16 protein-coding genes are annotated in these 17340 nt (G+C 43.2%); 8 read left to right on the top strand and 8 right to left on the bottom strand.

The features are described 5' to 3' along the window. Window positions 1-30: 30 nt before the first annotated feature. The 7 genes from EOD41_RS18215 to EOD41_RS18185 all read left to right on the top strand — a co-directional run bounded on the left by EOD41_RS18215 (window position 31) and on the right by EOD41_RS18185 (window position 8326). A complete protein-coding gene (locus EOD41_RS18215) occupies window positions 31-750 on the top strand; it encodes a head GIN domain-containing protein (protein ID WP_127707629.1) in 720 nt (239 codons plus the stop codon). A gap of 88 nt (window positions 751-838) precedes the next feature. Then, window positions 839-1819, top strand: a complete 981-nt coding sequence (locus tag EOD41_RS18210) for a c-type cytochrome (protein ID WP_127707627.1) — start codon at window positions 839-841, stop codon at window positions 1817-1819. Window positions 1820-1919: 100 nt separating this feature from the next. After that, window positions 1920-3263, top strand: a complete 1344-nt coding sequence (gene tig, locus EOD41_RS18205; protein ID WP_127707625.1) for a trigger factor — start codon at window positions 1920-1922, stop codon at window positions 3261-3263. A 397-nt stretch (window positions 3264-3660) separates the two neighbouring features. Next, entirely contained in the window at window positions 3661-4368 is a 708-nt protein-coding gene (gene clpP / locus EOD41_RS18200) for an ATP-dependent Clp endopeptidase proteolytic subunit ClpP (RefSeq protein WP_127707623.1), read from the top strand. A gap of 84 nt (window positions 4369-4452) precedes the next feature. Then, entirely contained in the window at window positions 4453-5691 is a 1239-nt protein-coding gene (clpX, locus tag EOD41_RS18195) for an ATP-dependent Clp protease ATP-binding subunit ClpX (protein ID WP_127707621.1), read from the top strand. A 288-nt stretch (window positions 5692-5979) separates the two neighbouring features. Next, window positions 5980-6843 carry an AMP nucleosidase gene (locus EOD41_RS18190; RefSeq protein WP_127707794.1) on the top strand — a complete coding sequence of 288 codons (864 nt, stop codon included), beginning with the start codon at window positions 5980-5982 and terminating at the stop codon, window positions 6841-6843. Between the two features lie 121 nt (window positions 6844-6964). After that, window positions 6965-8326: a pyridoxal-phosphate dependent enzyme gene (locus tag EOD41_RS18185; protein WP_127707619.1), complete on the top strand. Its 1362-nt coding sequence runs from the start codon at window positions 6965-6967 to the stop codon at window positions 8324-8326. A gap of 40 nt (window positions 8327-8366) precedes the next feature. On the opposite strand, the gene EOD41_RS18180 is transcribed toward EOD41_RS18185, so the two are convergent. The 5 genes from EOD41_RS18180 to EOD41_RS18160 form a co-directional block, all read right to left on the bottom strand. After that, a complete protein-coding gene (locus EOD41_RS18180; protein WP_127707617.1) occupies window positions 8367-9494 on the bottom strand; it encodes a DUF6438 domain-containing protein in 1128 nt (375 codons plus the stop codon). A gap of 1 nt (window position 9495) precedes the next feature. Then, window positions 9496-9873: a DMT family protein gene (locus tag EOD41_RS18175; protein ID WP_127707615.1), complete on the bottom strand. Its 378-nt coding sequence runs from the start codon at window positions 9871-9873 to the stop codon at window positions 9496-9498. Further along, a complete protein-coding gene (locus EOD41_RS18170) occupies window positions 9870-11426 on the bottom strand; it encodes a glycosyltransferase family 39 protein (protein ID WP_127707613.1) in 1557 nt (518 codons plus the stop codon). The genes EOD41_RS18175 and EOD41_RS18170 overlap by 4 nt, the downstream gene beginning before the upstream one ends. A gap of 240 nt (window positions 11427-11666) precedes the next feature. Continuing rightward, window positions 11667-12974, bottom strand: a complete 1308-nt coding sequence (gene murA, locus EOD41_RS18165; RefSeq protein ID WP_127707610.1) for a UDP-N-acetylglucosamine 1-carboxyvinyltransferase — start codon at window positions 12972-12974, stop codon at window positions 11667-11669. Between the two features lie 94 nt (window positions 12975-13068). Further along, a complete protein-coding gene (locus tag EOD41_RS18160) occupies window positions 13069-13791 on the bottom strand; it encodes a DUF4290 domain-containing protein (RefSeq protein ID WP_127707608.1) in 723 nt (240 codons plus the stop codon). Window positions 13792-13990: 199 nt separating this feature from the next. On the opposite strand from EOD41_RS18160, the gene EOD41_RS18155 reads away from it, so the two are divergent. Then, the gene (locus EOD41_RS18155; RefSeq protein ID WP_127707606.1) at window positions 13991-15097 is read left to right on the top strand and encodes a mandelate racemase/muconate lactonizing enzyme family protein; all 1107 of its coding nucleotides are present in this window, start codon (window positions 13991-13993) and stop codon (window positions 15095-15097) included. Window positions 15098-15256: 159 nt separating this feature from the next. On the opposite strand, the gene EOD41_RS18150 is transcribed toward EOD41_RS18155, so the two are convergent. The 3 genes from EOD41_RS18150 to EOD41_RS18145 all read right to left on the bottom strand — a co-directional run bounded on the left by EOD41_RS18150 (window position 15257) and on the right by EOD41_RS18145 (window position 17189). Next, window positions 15257-16627, bottom strand: a complete 1371-nt coding sequence (locus EOD41_RS18150; RefSeq protein ID WP_127707604.1) for a dipeptidase — start codon at window positions 16625-16627, stop codon at window positions 15257-15259. Window positions 16628-16747: 120 nt separating this feature from the next. Further along, a complete protein-coding gene (locus EOD41_RS20795) occupies window positions 16748-16921 on the bottom strand; it encodes a hypothetical protein (protein WP_164849980.1) in 174 nt (57 codons plus the stop codon). A 58-nt stretch (window positions 16922-16979) separates the two neighbouring features. Next, window positions 16980-17189, bottom strand: a complete 210-nt coding sequence (locus EOD41_RS18145; protein ID WP_127707602.1) for a hypothetical protein — start codon at window positions 17187-17189, stop codon at window positions 16980-16982. Window positions 17190-17340: the final 151 nt, after the last annotated feature.

Genomic DNA, 17340 nt, shown 5'->3' with positions numbered 1-17340 from the left:
CGTCATAAACTTCAAACTAAATACACTGATATGAAAACCACCACTTACATTATTTTAGCTATCGCAGGTTTAACAGCAACTATTTTTTCATCATGCAATATGGCCTGTAAAGAAGGCTCGGGTAAAGTAGTTACCGATACACGTAAGGTAGACGATTTTACAAAGATTGATGTAGGCGGAGGATATAAGATCATATTAAAGCAGGATAGCTCACAAACCGTAGCCGTTACCATTGACGATAACCTGCAAAACCTGGTGAAAACCTCGGTAAGCGGAGGTGTGCTTTCAATAAAAACAAAAAAGAGTCTTTGTTCAACACAGCAGGCACAGCTGGTTATAGGCGTACGTAACCTTGAAGGTATCGACGCTTCGGGCGCTATTGAACTGTATTCAGACGGAAGGCTTAATGTGAAAGACCTTGACCTTGATTTTTCCGGTTCAAGCAAAGCCGACCTTGACCTGAACGCCGCCAATGTACGTACCGAAGGTAGCGGCGCTACCGAACTAAGGTTAAAAGGACAGGCAGGCTCGCATCGTGTCGAGTTAAGCGGAAGCGGCAATATTGATGCTTTTAATTTTGTAGTAGGCGATTACTCTATTGAAACCTCCGGCGCGTCAGACTGTAAGATAAATGTGCTTAACTCGCTTAACGTAAACACCAGCGGCGGCTCGTCAATTGAATACAAAGGCAATCCTAAAAATGTAACGAATCATGAATCAGGTTCGTCTGAAATAAAAAAGGTTGAATAACCTGCAATAAATTGCGTCAGGGTGTAGCATTTACACCCTGACGCACGTAACCGACTAAAGTAGTTAGTTACATTAACCAAACCGCACAATGAAAAAGTTTTTAAAATGGATAGCCATTATTGTTATCCTCGTAGTAGTGGTCGCTATCTCGGCGGCCTCGTATGTAAGCTTCGCACTGCCTGATGTAGGCGAACCTGAAAACATCAAAGTAGAATTAACTCCCGAACGTTTAGCCCGCGGAAAGTATCTGGCACATAGCGTAGCTGTTTGTATAGATTGCCATAGCACCCGCGACTGGAGCAAATTTGCCGGTCCAATTGACAGTAACCAGCTTGGCGTAGGAGGCGAAGTGTTTGACAGCCGCATAGGTTTGCCCGGTGAAATATATGTGCCTAACATTACGCCTACAGGTATAAAAAAATACACCGATGGCGAACTGTTCAGGGCCATTACCACAGGCGTTAAAAAAGATGGTTCGGCCATATTCCCAATAATGCCATGGCAGGCTTATTCAAAAATGGATCGCGAGGATATTTATGCTATTATTGCTTACATCCGCACACTTCAGCCTAAAGGAAAAACTTACCCTGCGCATAAGCTTGATTTTCCGCTTAACCTGATAGTGAACACCATGCCGCAAAAAGCCACTTTAGGCAAACGTCCGCCCGAAAGTGATACGCTGAAATACGGACAGTACCTGGTGCAAACCGCATCATGTATAGATTGCCACAGCCAGGAAGATAAAGGAACCCGCATTGCCGGTCTTGAATTCGCCGGCGGCAGAACCTTCCAATTACCGGGCGGTGTTTTAAAATCGGCAAACATTACGCCTGATAAAGATACCGGCATAGGTTCATGGACAAAGGAGCAGTTTGTAAACCGTTTCAGGCAGTATGCCGAGGGTAATATGCAGCCGCAATCTGTTAAGCCCAACGAATATCAAACCATTATGCCGTGGTGGAAATACGGTAACATGAAAGAAAGCGACCTTGCAGCCGTATATGCCTACCTACGCACCATTAAACCGATAAGCAACCCTGTGGTAAAATTTCAGCAGGTGAAACATTAACATAGTATTAACCAAAAATATTCGTACTTTTGCGCCTCAAAATCAGGGCATGGCAACTGCCATGCCCTGTGTGTTTAACTAAATATCAGCTATAAAGAAGATGAACATCACACAGGAACAAGTTGACAACCTGAACGCCGTTTTAACTATAAACATCAATCCTGAAGATTATCAGCCGCGTGTTGATAAAGCTATAAAAGACCATGCAAAAAAAGCGAAGCTTCCGGGTTTCCGCCCCGGTATGGTACCCGCCGGCCACATCAAAAAAATGTACGGCAAAAGCATCCTGGTTGATGAAATAAACAACCTGTTGTCTGATAGCCTGAACAACTATATCGACGAGCAAAAACTGGAAGTTTTAGGTCAGCCGTTGCCTAAAGTTGATGATAAAAAAGAATACAACTGGGATTTTAACGACAACTTCGAATTTAACTACGAAGTAGGTTTAGCGCCTCAGTTTAATCTTGACTTCACCTCGCAGGATAAACTTACTCAATACGTGATCAGCGTAGATGAAGAAACCCTTGCTGAACGTGTAAAAAATATCCGTCGTGCCTATGGCAAAATGACAAACCCTGACTTATCGGCAGATGGTGACGTGCTTTACGCGCAATTAGAGCAGCTTTCGCCGGATGGTAGTGTTTTTGATGAAGGTATTAACGAAACTACATCAGTACGTTTAGAGCAGATAAGCGACGAGGCGATCAAAGCTTCGCTTATCGGTTTGAAAAAAGATGATACAGTAGTACTGGATATCCAGAAAGCTTTCGGAAACGACGCGGCTAAAGTTGCAGGCCTGTTAAAAATTGATGAGGAAACTGCTGCCGACCTTAAATCGAACTTCCGCCTGACAGTTAAGAATGTTAACCGTTTAGAGGAAAGCGACCTGAACCAGGAGTTCTTTGACAAATTATTTGGTGAAGGTACCGTAACTACCGAAGAGGAGTTTAAAGCAAAAATTACCGAAGAGCAGGAAAGCATGCTGCAACAGGATGCCGAGCGCAAACTTCAGGATGAAATATACAACTATGCTTTAAGCAAAGTTGATTTCGCCCTTCCTGACGAGTTTTTGAAACGCTGGTTAAAAGCCACCAACGAAAAATTGAGCAACGAAGAACTTGAAGGTGGTTACGGCGATTTTGCAAAAAACCTTAAATGGACTTTGATCGAAAACAAGATCATTAAGGATAACAACATCGAAATAAAATACGACGAAGTATTTTCGGTAGCAAAACAACGCCTTGACGCGCAGTTCAGGATGTACAGCCCGCAACCTTTGACAGAGGAACAGCTTGGCCAGTACACCGTACAATACCTGCAAAACAAAGAGAATGCTAACCGCATTTTTGAAGAGGTAAAAGCGTTAAAAGTGTTCGACTACATAAAAAGCGTAGTTACCTTAGATAACAAGGAAATTACCCGCAGCGAGTTCGCGAAGCTGTAAGGTTAACCCACATATTATTCACCAAAAGCAACTCAAAAGGTTGCTTTTGGTGTTTTATAGCAAATGATCCATTAATAAAGCGTCATTACGAGAAACGATGCAATCTTTACACATGCTGTTATCAACGTCATCCCGAACTTGTTTCGGGATCTCTCAGAACAGTCCGATCGCTTAGCATGTGGGATGCTGAAACAAGTTCAGCATGACCGTTTGAAAAATTGCCATCCTGAACGTAGTGAAGGATCTGTTTGCCGATAGATGCTTCGTTCCTCAGCATGACAATCGTGAGTACATTACTTCCTATCTATTTTGACTTTTATTAAACTTTATCTCCAAATAAGCATTCAACAAAAAAGTATATATTTAACCGTTTTACATTTATAACATACAACAACAAATGAGCAGTATTCCAGATAAAAACGAATTCAGAAAATATGCTGTTAAACACCACCGTATTAACAGCCTTCATGTAGATAAATTTATCGCAGGCGTACCGGGTATGAACGTACCTACCGGTATGACACCCTACATCATAGAAGAGCGTCAGCTTAACGTAGCGCAAATGGACGTGTTCTCACGTTTGATGATGGACCGTATCATTTTCCTTGGCGACGCTATTTATGACAGTATTGCCAACATTATCCAGGCGCAGCTGCTGTTCCTTCAATCGGCAGACGCCAAACGCGACATCCAGATCTATATCAATTCTCCGGGTGGTTCAGTATATGCGGGCTTGGGTATTTATGACACTATGCAGTTTATATCAAACGACGTAGCTACAATTTGTACAGGTATGGCCGCATCAATGGGCGCCGTGTTACTGTGCGCAGGTACAGCAGGTAAAAGGGCAGCGTTGCCGCATTCAAGGGTGATGATTCACCAGCCATCAGGTGGTGCGCAAGGTCAGCAATCGGATATCGAGATCACTTACCATGAGATTACCAAACTGAAAAAAGAATTGTACCAGATAATTGCTGATCATAGCGGAGCCTCATACGAGAAAGTTTGGGAAGCGTCTGACCGTGACCACTGGATGATTGCCGACGAAGCCAAAGAGTTTGGTATGATTGACGAAGTATTGCGCGGTACTAATCCAAAAAAATAATAACATAAAGTAAACAAGCGGGCTATGCCGTTTGTAGATAAAGGAATTATTGACTATTTTAGTTAATTAATTTAAGCAGAAACAATGACGAAAAACAGCAAGGAGATCAGGTGTTCGTTTTGCGGGGCAGGAAAGCAGGATAGCCTGATGCTGATAGCGGGTTTGGACGCGCATATTTGTGATAAGTGCGTTAACCAGGCTAACGAAATACTCGCCGAAGAGCTGAAGGTACGTAAGGTGAAATCATCACCATCGGCGCCATCGGTATTAAAGCCTAATGAAATAAAAACACATCTCGATCAGTATATCATCGGTCAGGACGACGCTAAGAAAATCCTGTCGGTAGCCGTATATAACCACTACAAACGCCTTAACCAGCGTGTGGATAAAGACGAGATAGAGATAGAGAAATCAAATATCATTATGGTAGGCGAAACCGGCACAGGTAAAACTTTGTTGGCTAAAACGCTGGGTAAGGTACTCAACGTGCCGTTTTGTATTTGCGATGCCACCGTACTTACTGAAGCCGGTTATGTGGGTGAAGACGTGGAAAGCATACTTACCCGCCTGTTGCAGGCTGCCGATTATGATGTAGCTGCTGCCGAGCGTGGAATAGTTTACATTGACGAGGTGGACAAGATTGCCCGCAAAAGCGATAATGCATCCATCACCCGCGATGTTAGCGGCGAAGGTGTACAGCAAGCCTTGCTTAAAATTTTAGAAGGTACCATGGTGAATGTACCGCCTCAGGGTGGCCGCAAGCACCCTGATCAGAAGATGATCACCGTTAATACCAGCAACATCTTGTTTATATGTGGCGGAGCATTTGACGGTATCGAGCGTAAAATAGCTAACAGGCTGCGTACGCAAACCGTTGGCTATAAAATGAAACGCGATGATGCAGAGGTTGATCTGAAAAACTTATACAGGTACATTACTCCGCAGGATTTGAAGTCGTTTGGTTTGATACCTGAGCTGATTGGCCGTTTGCCGGTGCTTACATACCTTAACCCGCTTGACAGGGATGCCCTTCACAACATACTTACCGAGCCTAAAAACTCGCTGCTTAAACAGTACAAAAAGCTGTTTGACTACGAAGGTGTTAAGCTTGAGTTTGATGATGAAGTGCTTGATTTTATTGTTGACAAGGCAATGGAATTTAAGTTAGGAGCCAGGGGCCTGCGCTCGATATGCGAAGCGATAATGATAGACGCTATGTTTGAGTTCCCATCGAAAAAAGATGTGAAAGAATTGAATGTAACGCTAGAGTACGCCCGCGAGAAGTTTGAAAAATCGGACCTTAAAAAATTAAAGGTAGCTTAACAAAAACAACATAGCATAAAGCTATCTTTATTAAATAACAAAGCGCCCCGGCCCAAAATGCCGGGGTTTGCTGTATAAAAGGGGTGGTGAAATTAGTAAGTAGTTGATTAAGTTGATTTGGTTAAGTAGTTAAACACCCATGTCATTTCAACGGTAGGGAGAAATCTTTTAAAAGCGGGTTATGCGTGAATGCATGTAGAAAAAGATTTCTCCTCGCACCTCGTCGAAATGACAATTCAACAAACCGATTGCCATCAACATAACTCAATAAATAGAAAGGAGAAAGATATGAATGAGGAAATAACCATTAAAAAAGACGAAGAAATAGTAGAGAAGGCAAAAAAGGTTAAAGAGGTACAAACCCCTATCAGAAAAGGCTTAAAAACCAAAGAAGCCATAGTTGATAACTGGCTGCCGCGTTATACTGGCCGGCCGCTTAACCAGTTTGGCGAATACATAATCCTGACTAATTTTTCAAAATACATACAGCTGTTTTCACAATGGAATAATGACGCACCTGTTATGGGTTTAGATAAGCCTATGCAAAGCGTAACGGCCGATAACATTACTATTATAAACTTTGGTATGGGTAGCCCCGTTGCGGCTACGGTGATGGACCTGCTTACGGCCATTAAACCAAAAGCCGTGGTTTTTTTGGGGAAATGCGGCGGATTGAAAAAAACGACAAACGTAGGCGACCTGATATTGCCCATTGCGGCCATTAGGGGGGAGGGTACATCAAACGATTACCTGCCACCAGAGGTGCCCGCGCTGCCGGCTTTCGCGCTGCAAAAGGCAATATCAACCACCATACGTGATTTTTCGCTTGATTACCGTACAGGCACTTGCTATACCACCAACCGCCGGGTGTGGGAGCACGACAAAGAGTTTAAGCAATACCTTAAAAAACTGCGGGCCATGGCAATAGATATGGAAACAGCTACCATCTTTACCACCGGCTTTGCCAACAAGATACCAACCGGGGCACTGCTGTTAGTATCTGATCAACCAATGATACCCGAAGGCGTAAAAACTACCGAAAGCGACTCAAAAGTCACCGAGGGTTATGTAGAAACGCATTTGAAAATAGGCATCGAATCGTTAAAACAACTGATCAATAAAGGCCTTACCGTAAAGCACCTGATATTTTAACAGGGGATGTCATTAGCTTTTTGAATTAAAATACTGATTTATTTAAGGCAGAAAGCTATTTTTACCGGTAACAAATTTGATTAAATCTATAGCGTAGCTATACAAAATATTCCCTGAACGTATGTGGTATAACAACATTCTCGAAACTATAGGCAATACGCCGCTTGTTAAGCTTAACAAAGTGGCAAAAGATATACCGGCAACGGTACTGGCAAAAATTGAGACGACCAATCCGGGTAACTCAATTAAGGACCGTATGGCGCTTAAAATGATAGAGGATGCCGAGAAAAGCGGTAAGCTTAAACCGGGCGGTACCATTATTGAAGGCACTTCGGGCAATACCGGTATGGGCTTGGCTATAGCCGCTGTAATAAAAGGGTATAAATGTATTTTTGCCAGTACCGATAAGCAATCGAAAGAGAAGTTTGACGCCCTGCGTGCTTTTGGCGCCGAGGTAGTTGTTTGCCCAACCAACGTTGATCCGGAGGATCCGCGTTCATATTACTCGGTTTCTTCCCGTTTGGAAAAAGAAGTTCCCAACTCATGGAAACCAAATCAGTATGATAACCTGTCGAACTCACAGGCAAACTATGAGCAAACCGGCCCGGAGATATGGGAGCAAACCGAAGGGAAGATCACGCATCTTGTGTGCGGTGTAGGTACCGGCGGTACTATTTCAGGCTCTGCAAGGTATTTGAAAGAAAAGAACCCGAACATACAGGTTTTAGGTATTGATACGTATGGCTCGGTATTCAAGAAATACAAAGAAACCGGTATTTTTGATAAGAACGAGATCTATCCATACATCACCGAAGGTATCGGCGAAGACTTTCTTCCGCAGAACGTAGATTTTAACCTAATAGACTACTTTGAAAAAGTAACTGATAAAGATGCTGCTTTAATGACCCGCGAGATTGCCCGTAAAGAAGGCATTTTCGCAGGAAACTCTACAGGTGCAGCTGTGGCCGGCTTGCTGCAAATGAAAGACAGGTTTAAAGAAGGTGATGTGGTTGTAGTGATCTTCCCCGACCATGGCTCACGTTACATGGGTAAAATGTACAATGAAGATTGGTTGCGCGATCACGGTTTCCTTAAGGACGATAAGCTTACCGCACGTGATATTATCGCTAAAAAAGAAAGCGCTGAAATAATTACCATCGATAGTGAAAAAACCGTTATCGAAGCGATAAATACCATCAAAAGCATGAATATCTCGCAGATACCGGTTACCCAGCAAGGGAGCATTATAGGCAAAATAACCGAAAGCGATATACTTGACGCGTTACTGGAAAACCCCGCCCTGAAATCACAACCGGTACAAAACATCACCACCGCGCCGTTCCCGTATGTTGATTTAAACACATCGATTGACAAAATTTCGTCAATGATCAACAAGGAGAACATTGCCGTGCTGGTGACAGATGAAAATGGCAACCCTGAGATTATTACGCAATATGATATCATAAACGCAATATCGGCGTAGGTATCGTGCGTTTAGGTAATTGAATTCAGGCGGTATCGCATCACAAAGGAGAGGCAAGCAATTGATGTCGGTCGTTTTCGATTACCTTTCGCCATTGGTGAAACTTTTCTACGTCCCTGACAAATTCGAAACCAATGTCGATAGTGACGACTTTACCATTCCTGATAAAAGAGTAATATCTGCCATCAGTTATAACTTTTTTGACTACTTTTCCGTCGGCATTGTAGATATCAATGAAGTAGCCGTCGGTTACTTTACCCAGTATAATTTTTCCTTTGCGCAGGTATTCATTAAGCAGATACACTTCAGATTTGCTGATATCTAATATTTTATTCCCCTTTTTTATACGTCTGCTTATGTAGCCTCCTAAAAGCGTATGATATTGAACTTTTTTTAGATTAACTTTCTGGTACAAGTATCGTAAAGCTGGATAAGCCCATGTAAATTCGGCCGGAGCCACTCCTCCATAATCATTCACAGTTTTATAGATATGTCCGTTTTTAATAAATGATACGGATATGGTTTCGTCGTCTGTCCAATTGGCGGAATATTTTGACTTTAACGTTTTAAAGTCGATTACACGGAAGCTGTCCTGCAGTTTTTTATAGAGCGCTTTAGATATCGATGATTGATACACACCAATTTTCGTGGTGTACGAGTCACCTTGAAATAATAATAAGCCCGTTTTATCAATGCTGATCTTCATTGAAGGACATTCCCCATAGCAGCCAGTTGTTGATAGTACGATCCTGTCAAACTCCGGCGATTGATTAACATAACTCTTGTATCGTGCAAAAATGATCTTTTCTTCATCTATGCCGATAATCAGGCTGTCTTTTGATAATTTATAAATTTTAAGAATATCAGCTGCTTTCTTTTCCGGACTGTATACCTTCAGGCTATTACCCGTAATTACATATTTGGCAGTGTTCCCTAAAAAGACGTTACTTTTAGCATCATGGCGAAAAAAGCCTTGCTTATTGATAAACGTATTATTCGTATAAAAAGAGAAACCCATTCTGCCATCGGGCACTTTAGCGCCGGATTTGGTTATCCGTTTTACTTCTTTCCAATCGCCTAAAATGTTCTTGTTAGTTTGAGCCAGACTATTATTACCGGCTAAAGCGATAAGCAGAACCGTAATAAATAAAGTGATAGGTTTAAACATGTTACCACTTTTTAAATATCACAAAAACTGCCAGTACTATCAGGCAAAAACCAACCAAATGGTTCCAGGCAAGTTTTTCAGTTTTAAAGAAAATGGTTGTAAACAGCATGAAGATGATAAGCGTGATAGCTTCCTGGATTGTTTTCAGCTGAACAAGATTGAAAGGGCCGCCTTCATTTTTAAAGCCTAAACGGTTTGCCGGTACCTGGAAAAGGTATTCAAAAAACGCTAATCCCCAGCTGATAAGAATGATGGCGAATAGGCCGAGGTTCTTCCCCCAGGAAAATTCTTTGAACTTCAAATGTCCGTACCATGCAAAAGTCATGAACGTGTTGGAGATGACAAGAAAGATGATAGTTTGCAGTCCACGTGTATTCATTGCGCGCGTGTTTGGGCCAGGTCTTTTTGATAACGTTGATTAAGCGACGGTTGCGGGTCCATCAGCAGGTAAACGCCTGTACCTCGTTCACGTGCCAGCGGATTTTGTACAGTGCCTACAAGTTTATAGCTCTTTATGTAGGGCAGCAGTTCCTTAACGTCATCTTCACTTTCTGCTACATAAATCAGGTAGCGCGAAAAGATTTGTTGTGGTGCCCATAAGGAAAAGCTACTGCTCAAAGAAACTACCTCAGGTAGGTTATACCGCTTGCCTAACAGATGCAATGCCCCTGCCTGACCGTAATTTTCGGCAAACAAACGGGTGTGTTTTTTGGCTTCCGCCGGAAGTTCGTGGTAAGCTTTTGCAGCCAGCGATGCCATTTCATCCCAGCCGAACATGTCGCCATAATCTTGCGTTGTAGGATGCTGCTGCTGATCTTCCCAGCGGGTGGCAAAGCTTAAAAATGTTAAATTCTTTTTAGCAAACTTAAAGGCTTCGAGTGTCTGGTTAATGGGCAATACCGGCAAAACCAGCGGTAACATCAGCAGGTTAGGCAGGGTAAAAAGGGTAACCGTAGCAACACGTAAACCATTACCCGCAGTTTTTAGCATCCGCTGGAAAGCGTATCCGCCTGCAGCGAACAGCATAGGGTAGGCGCCAAACAGATAGTAATTTTTACCATTCATCTGCAATAAGAAAATGAAGATAAGAACATAAGCTACTGCCAAAAACTGGAACTTTCTCAGGCTGAATGAAAACAGCAGGAAAATAAAGCCGGCCAGCCATACAAACACAGCTATGCCGTGCACCAACACCTGCTGCATAATAAACTCAACAGGATGAATGTAATCAAGCTGGGTAGCTTTAAGTTCGTTCATGTGATGAATAACCGGGAAGTTATTGCGCCACTGCCATAACAGGTTAGGCAGAAAAAGCACAAACGCCACTAAAACAGCACCAATAACATGCTTATTAAAAAGTATCTTGCGTTGTTTGCTGATTAATATTCCTACCAACAGCGATATTGTGAAAAACGCCATGGTATATTTAGTAAGCATTCCCAGGCCTACAACCACTCCTGTAGCGTACAGGTAAACAACCGATGTTGTATTAACATAGCGTATAATCAGCCACACAGTGAGCACCCACCAAAGCTGATCGAACACTACGGGCTGGAACAGATACCCGCTTGCGGCAAACGCTGGTGAGAATATCATTGCCAAACAAGCCAGCGCAATAGCAAATTTTTTACCGCCCAGCTCAAGTGTAATTTGTCCGGTAAGCCAGATGATAATGCCGCTTGCTATAGTAGTTAATATCCGCGAAGCGAAAACAGAATCACCGAAAGCGGATAGCGATATTTTTGCCAGAAAACCGATAAGCGGCGGCACTTCTTTATAGCCCCAGTCGAGGTGATCGCCCAGGGTAAGGTGCAGCAGTTCGTCGCGGTGAAAGCCAAAGTTAGATATGGCCAAAAGGTTTATAAGCACCTTTACCGCCACAAAAATCAAAATAAAGTTGCTGTATGCAGAGCGTTTATTTCTGTAAAGCATGCAGATAATCAGGTTTGGCTAAAGGTAGTAAATTAGTTTATATGTTTGTGTGGTTGATTGGATGAATGGTTTGTCTTTGTTATCCCGGTATCTCATTTCGACAAGGTACGAGGAGAAATCTTCTGCTACATGCAAGCCAATTAACTGCCTTCAGAAGATTTCTCCCTACGATCGAAATGACATTAGCTTTTGTTTTAACCTTAGTCATCTAATCAACCACTCATCCAATCAACTAACTTATCATATCCTTACAATATCAGCACCAAGTGCGCGCAGCCTGTCGTCGATGTGCTGATAACCGCGTTCAATCTGCTCGATATTATAGATAGTAGATTTACCTTTGGCTGATAGCGCAGCTATAAGCAATGATACACCGGCACGAATATCAGGAGAAGTCATGCTGATACCGCGCAGCTGTATGCGTTTATCTAAACCGATAACGGTAGCACGATGCGGATCGCACAGGATAATGTTGGCGCCCATTTCAAGCAATTTATCTACAAAGAACAGGCGGCTTTCAAACATCTTTTGATGTATCAGTACCGATCCTTTTGCCTGTATGGCTACTACCAGCACAATGCTTAGCAGGTCGGGGGTAAAACCCGGCCATGGTGCATCGGCAATGGTTAATATCGACCCGTCAATAAAGGTGTCAATTTCGTAGTGATCTTGTGCCGGGATAAAGATATCGTCGCCCCGAAGCTCCAGCTTAATGCCCAGGCGTTTAAATACCTCAGGAATCATACCCAGTTCTTTGTATTGCACATCTTTTATGGTGATCTCAGAACCCGTCATGGCAGCTAAGCCAATGAACGAGCCAATCTCAATCATATCAGGCAGCATGCGGTGTTCAGTGCCGTGCAGTTCGGTAACGCCTTCAATGGTAAGCAGGTTCGAACCAATACCACTTATCTTAGCACCCATGCGGTTCAACATTTTGCAAAGCTGCTGCAGGTATGGCTCACAGGCCGCATTGTAGATGGTAGTAGTGCCTTTGGCCAAAACAGCCGCCATTACCACGTTAGCAGTACCGGTTACAGATGCCTCGTCAAGCAAAATATAAGTGCCCTGCAGGTTCGACGCGTCTACATTGAAAAATTCGTCGGTTGAGTCATAGTTGAATTTGGCGCCAAGTTTTTCAAAACCAATAAAGTGCGTATCCAGCCTGCGGCGGCCAATTTTATCGCCACCCGGTTTTGGGATGGCTGCCTTTCCGAAACGCGCCAGCAGCGGACCAACTATCATGATAGAACCTCGTAAACTACCGCCTTTTGATTTAAAAGCTTCCGACTGGAAGAAGTTAAGGTCGATATTTTTTGCCTGGAAAGTATAAGTATCAGGCGCTGTGCGTTCAATTTCAACGCCCATATCGCCTAATAGTTCAATCAGTTTGTTTACATCAACAATGTCAGGAATGTTGCTTATGGTTACCTTTTCGCCGGTAAGCAATACAGCCGAAATTACTTGCAGCGACTCATTTTTTGCACCCTGTGGTATAATTTCTCCCTTTAGCGGTTTGCCGCCGCGTATCTCAAATGCGTTTTTCATTAGTTAAGTGGTTGTATAACAAAAACGGGATAATAACATATGAATTATCATCCCGAAAATATGTTAAATAAAATTCAGTAAGGTAAAGTAAATACTAAAATTTCCTTTGCCCGCCATTGTTGCGGCCACGGTTGTTTTGGTTGTTACGCTGGTTATTATTGGATGGACGTCCGCCACCGCCACGGTTATTTTGATTATTGTTGTTGTTACGACCGCGGTTATTTTGATTATTGGTTGGTGCGGCACGGTACTCTACCTTGTTAAGGTTGATGTTCTCATCAAGCTTCAGCTCACCTCTTGACATAGCGTACAAATCAGAGATAATGCTTTCGTCAGACACCGAATCCTTATTCCACTGTACATACGCCATCTTCATAAAGTTGGCTATGGCTTGCACCATGTGGCGCTTACGCTCTGGCTCTTCAATTGCTTTTGCCTTCTCAATCATCAGCTCAATGGTTTTGCCATAGTGCTTGTACCTGATACGCTGATTAGGATAATTCAACGGCTCGGGTTTAAGGTGTATCGACTCGGGCGATGGTTTTGGGTACGGTGAATCAACATCAATTTTGTAATCGGAAATGATGTGCAAGTGATCCCAAAGCTTATGTTTAAAATCGGCCACATCACGCAGGTGAGGGTTCAAAAAGCCCATCAGGTCAATCACAACCTGCGCGTAGCGGTTGCGTTCTTCCTTGCTTGGCAGGTTGCAAATGTACTTCACCATGTTTTGTACGTTGCGGCCGTATTCAGATAATATCAGTTTATTTCTCGTTGAGTTATAATCAAACGAAGCAGGCGGATTTTGTAATGCCATGTAATGTTTGTAATGAAAATTCTAATTTAACCTTGTGTCTGCATTAAACAGTGTAGGCGATTGTAGTGACAAGTTTTTGTTAATTCTTGTTGTAGTAACGCAAATATACGCCAATTGTGTTAATGTGCAAATAACTTTGCTTTGAGTTCAAATGTTATTACATTAACTTGGCAGTAGCACCATCAACCTGTAAATAAGTATGCTATTAAAAATTACCAAATTAGACATCTACCGCTTTAGCATACCTATGGAACCGTTCAGTATTGCTACCGGTACTATGGATCATGCGCAAAATGTTTTAATCCGTGTGCATACCAACGCCGGCTTTTATGGTGTGGGAGAATGCTCGGCCTTCCCTATGATTGTTGGTGAAACGCAGGATACCTGCCTGGTAATGGCGCGCGAATTCGCCCGGTTATGGATAGGTGAAGATCCGCTTAATATTCCTGCCCGTATGCAGCAGCTGCATAGCTTTACCGCCGGAAACACCACTATAAAAAGTGCATTTGATATGGCTTTGTATGATATTGCCGCAAAAAATGCAGGGCTGCCGCTTTATCAATTTTTAGGTGGAAAAAGGCGTGTTGTGGAAACAGATATTACCATCGGCATCAGCACACCCGAAGAAATGGCCCAAAAAGCTATCGGTTTCAAAAGCTCAGGTGCTACCATATTAAAGGTAAAGCTTGGTAAAGATGCTGCTACTGATGTTGAACGCATAAAGCAGATAAGGCAGGCGGTAGGCGCTGATATGAAGATACGCGTTGACGCCAACCAGGGCTGGAGTTTTGATGATGCAGTGTATGCTCTGCAAAACCTGGCTCTATATAATATTGAGTTCTGCGAACAGCCCATGCGCACCTGGTATAACGACCGCCTGCCCGAACTGATGCAACTATCGCCGGTAAAAATTATGGCCGATGAAAGCGTATATAATCACCACGATGCCCGGATACAGATAGAAAGCGGCTCGTGCCATTACATCAACATAAAATTCTCAAAATCGGGCGGAATATTGGAAGCGAAGCAAATACACGATACTGCTGCCGAGCGAAGCATACCCTGCATGATGGGTGGTATGCTGGAAAGTCGCATAGCCTTAAGCGCCAAGCTGCATTTTGTGTATGCCAGCCCTAACATTAATTTTTATGACATGGATACCTGCATGCTTGGCCACCTCGCCGACCCATGCATAGGCGGTGTTACTTATAATGGATATTACCTCGACATCCCCGACACACCCGGCATTGGCGCCGATGCAGACGAGACATATTTAGAAAAGTGTGAAAAGTGGGTGGTTAGTTAAATGAACTGTCATGCTGAAGTTCTTTCAGTATCTCACACGTAAGCGGCAGCAATGTTTGGTGAACCTTATCATTTGTCATGCTGAGGAACGAAGCATCTATAGACGGCAAATCCTTCGTCCCTCAAGATGAAAATCAGAGATCAGGTGTACTCTCTGAATCTACTTACTCAGTTCATCAAAATATTTATAGAACAGCGGTATGGTTTCAATGCCTTTATAGTAATTATATATATCGTATTTCTCATTTGGCGAGTGCAGGTTGTCACTGTCGAGCCCAAAGCCCATTAGTACGGTTTTTATACCCAATTCAGCTTCAAACAATGCAACGATAGGTATACTGCCGCCACCACGGGTTGGTATAGGTTCTTTGCCGAATGATTCGGCAATGGCCTTTTGTGCTGCCTGGTAAGCAATGCTGTCGGTAGGTGTAACCACCGGTTCGCCGCCATGTAGTGCGTTTACCTTTACTTTAACGTATGGCGGAGCAATGCTTGTAAAGTGATCGGCAAATAGTTTGGTTATTTTATCGGAGCTTTGGTTGGGTACCAGGCGCATTGAAATTTTCGCGTTAGCTTTTGACGGCAACACGGTTTTGGCGCCTTCGCCGATGTAGCCGCCCCAAATGCCGTTCACCTCAAGAGTAGGGCGGGTGCCGGTACGCTCAAATGTCGAATAACCTTTTTCACCCCAAAGCTCGTCAACACCCAAGTCGGCCTTGTATTCGGCCTCATCATAAGGCGCGCTGTTAATAGCGTCACGTTCGTCCTGTGTCAGGTTTAGTACGTCATCATAAAAACCCGGAATGGTAATGCGGTTGTTCTCATCGTGTAATGAAGCTATCATTTTAGCCAGTATGGTAGCCGGGTTGGCTACAGCTCCGCCATATACGCCCGAATGCAAATCGCGGTTAGGCCCGGTCACTTCAACTTCCAGGTACGAGAGGCCGCGAAGCCCTGTTTCCAGTGAAGGATGCTCCATGCTGATCATGGCCGTGTCTGAAATCAGTACTACGTCGGCTTTCAGGCGTTCCTTATTGGCTTGTACAAAGTGGCCAAGGTTGTCTGACCCAACCTCTTCTTCACCCTCTATCATAAATTTGATATTGCAGGGCAAAGTGTGGGTTTGCATCATCAGCTCAAAAGCCTTTACATGCATGTAAAACTGGCCCTTATCGTCGCAGGCGCCACGGGCAAATATCTTGTTGTCGCGTATTGATGGTTCAAAGGGAGGAGTGTGCCAAAGTTCCAGCGGATCGGGTGGCTGTACATCGTAATGACCGTAAACCAAAACGGTTGGCTTAGCCGGGTTAATAATTTTTTCACCGTAAACAATAGGATATCCGGCGGTAGGGCAAACTTCAACATTGTCGGCACCGGCGTCACGCAGTTTTTGAGCTACAAAATCAGCTGTTTTTATAACATCGTCTTTGTATTTCGGGTCGGCGCTTATTGACGGAAAGCGCAGCAGGTTGAGCAGTTCATCAAGCATGCGTTGCTTGTTTTGCTCTATATAGTTCTTTATTTGCTGCATGGTAAAAGTGTTTGCGGCAAATATAAAGCAACTATGTTGTAATAAGCGAGGCTATGGTTGTTTTAAATAGAATGTCTGTAAGGTGTAGGTTAGAGTGTTATATATATTATAAAAGCCCGTTTAGTCGGCAGTAGCAATATCAGAGATAGGAGTATTTATGCTTCTGGTAGAAAAGTGTGTTTTTTCAATGGCTTCTTCACGCGCTTTTACGCCGCCGTTTTCTTTTCTATTGAACGACCAGGCAGTGATTCCGGAGGTAAGTAATATGGCCGCGCAAATAATGATCTTTTTCATGATCGGATTTTATATTGAGTTGGTATTATAAATTCTTTTATACTTTCAATTCGAGTCCTTAGTCAGCTGAGCCGATATCTTTTTTGTCGCCTTTAGCATCTGCAGAGCCGATGTCTTTCTTGTCGCCTTTTGCATCAGCTGAACCGATATCTTTTTTATCACCACGGAAATCTGCTGAACCAATGTCTTTTTTATCGCCGAAAGTTGCTGCTGAAGAAGAGAAGATGGTTGCAAAAACTAATGCTGCTGCTATGATTGATTTTTTCATGATCGTGTGTTGTTATGTAGAGTGTGTTGTTATTGTATTCTGTAATTCTTTTTATCCTTTCAATTCGAGTAATAATTCGAGTGCTTAGTCAGCTGAGCCGATATCTTTTTTGTCGCCTTTAGCGTCAGCAGAGCCGATGTCTTTCTTGTCG

This window comes from Mucilaginibacter limnophilus (assembly GCF_004005815.1).
Lineage (GTDB): Bacteria > Bacteroidota > Bacteroidia > Sphingobacteriales > Sphingobacteriaceae > Mucilaginibacter > Mucilaginibacter limnophilus.
This window is presented reverse-complemented; position numbering and strand designations above follow the sequence as displayed.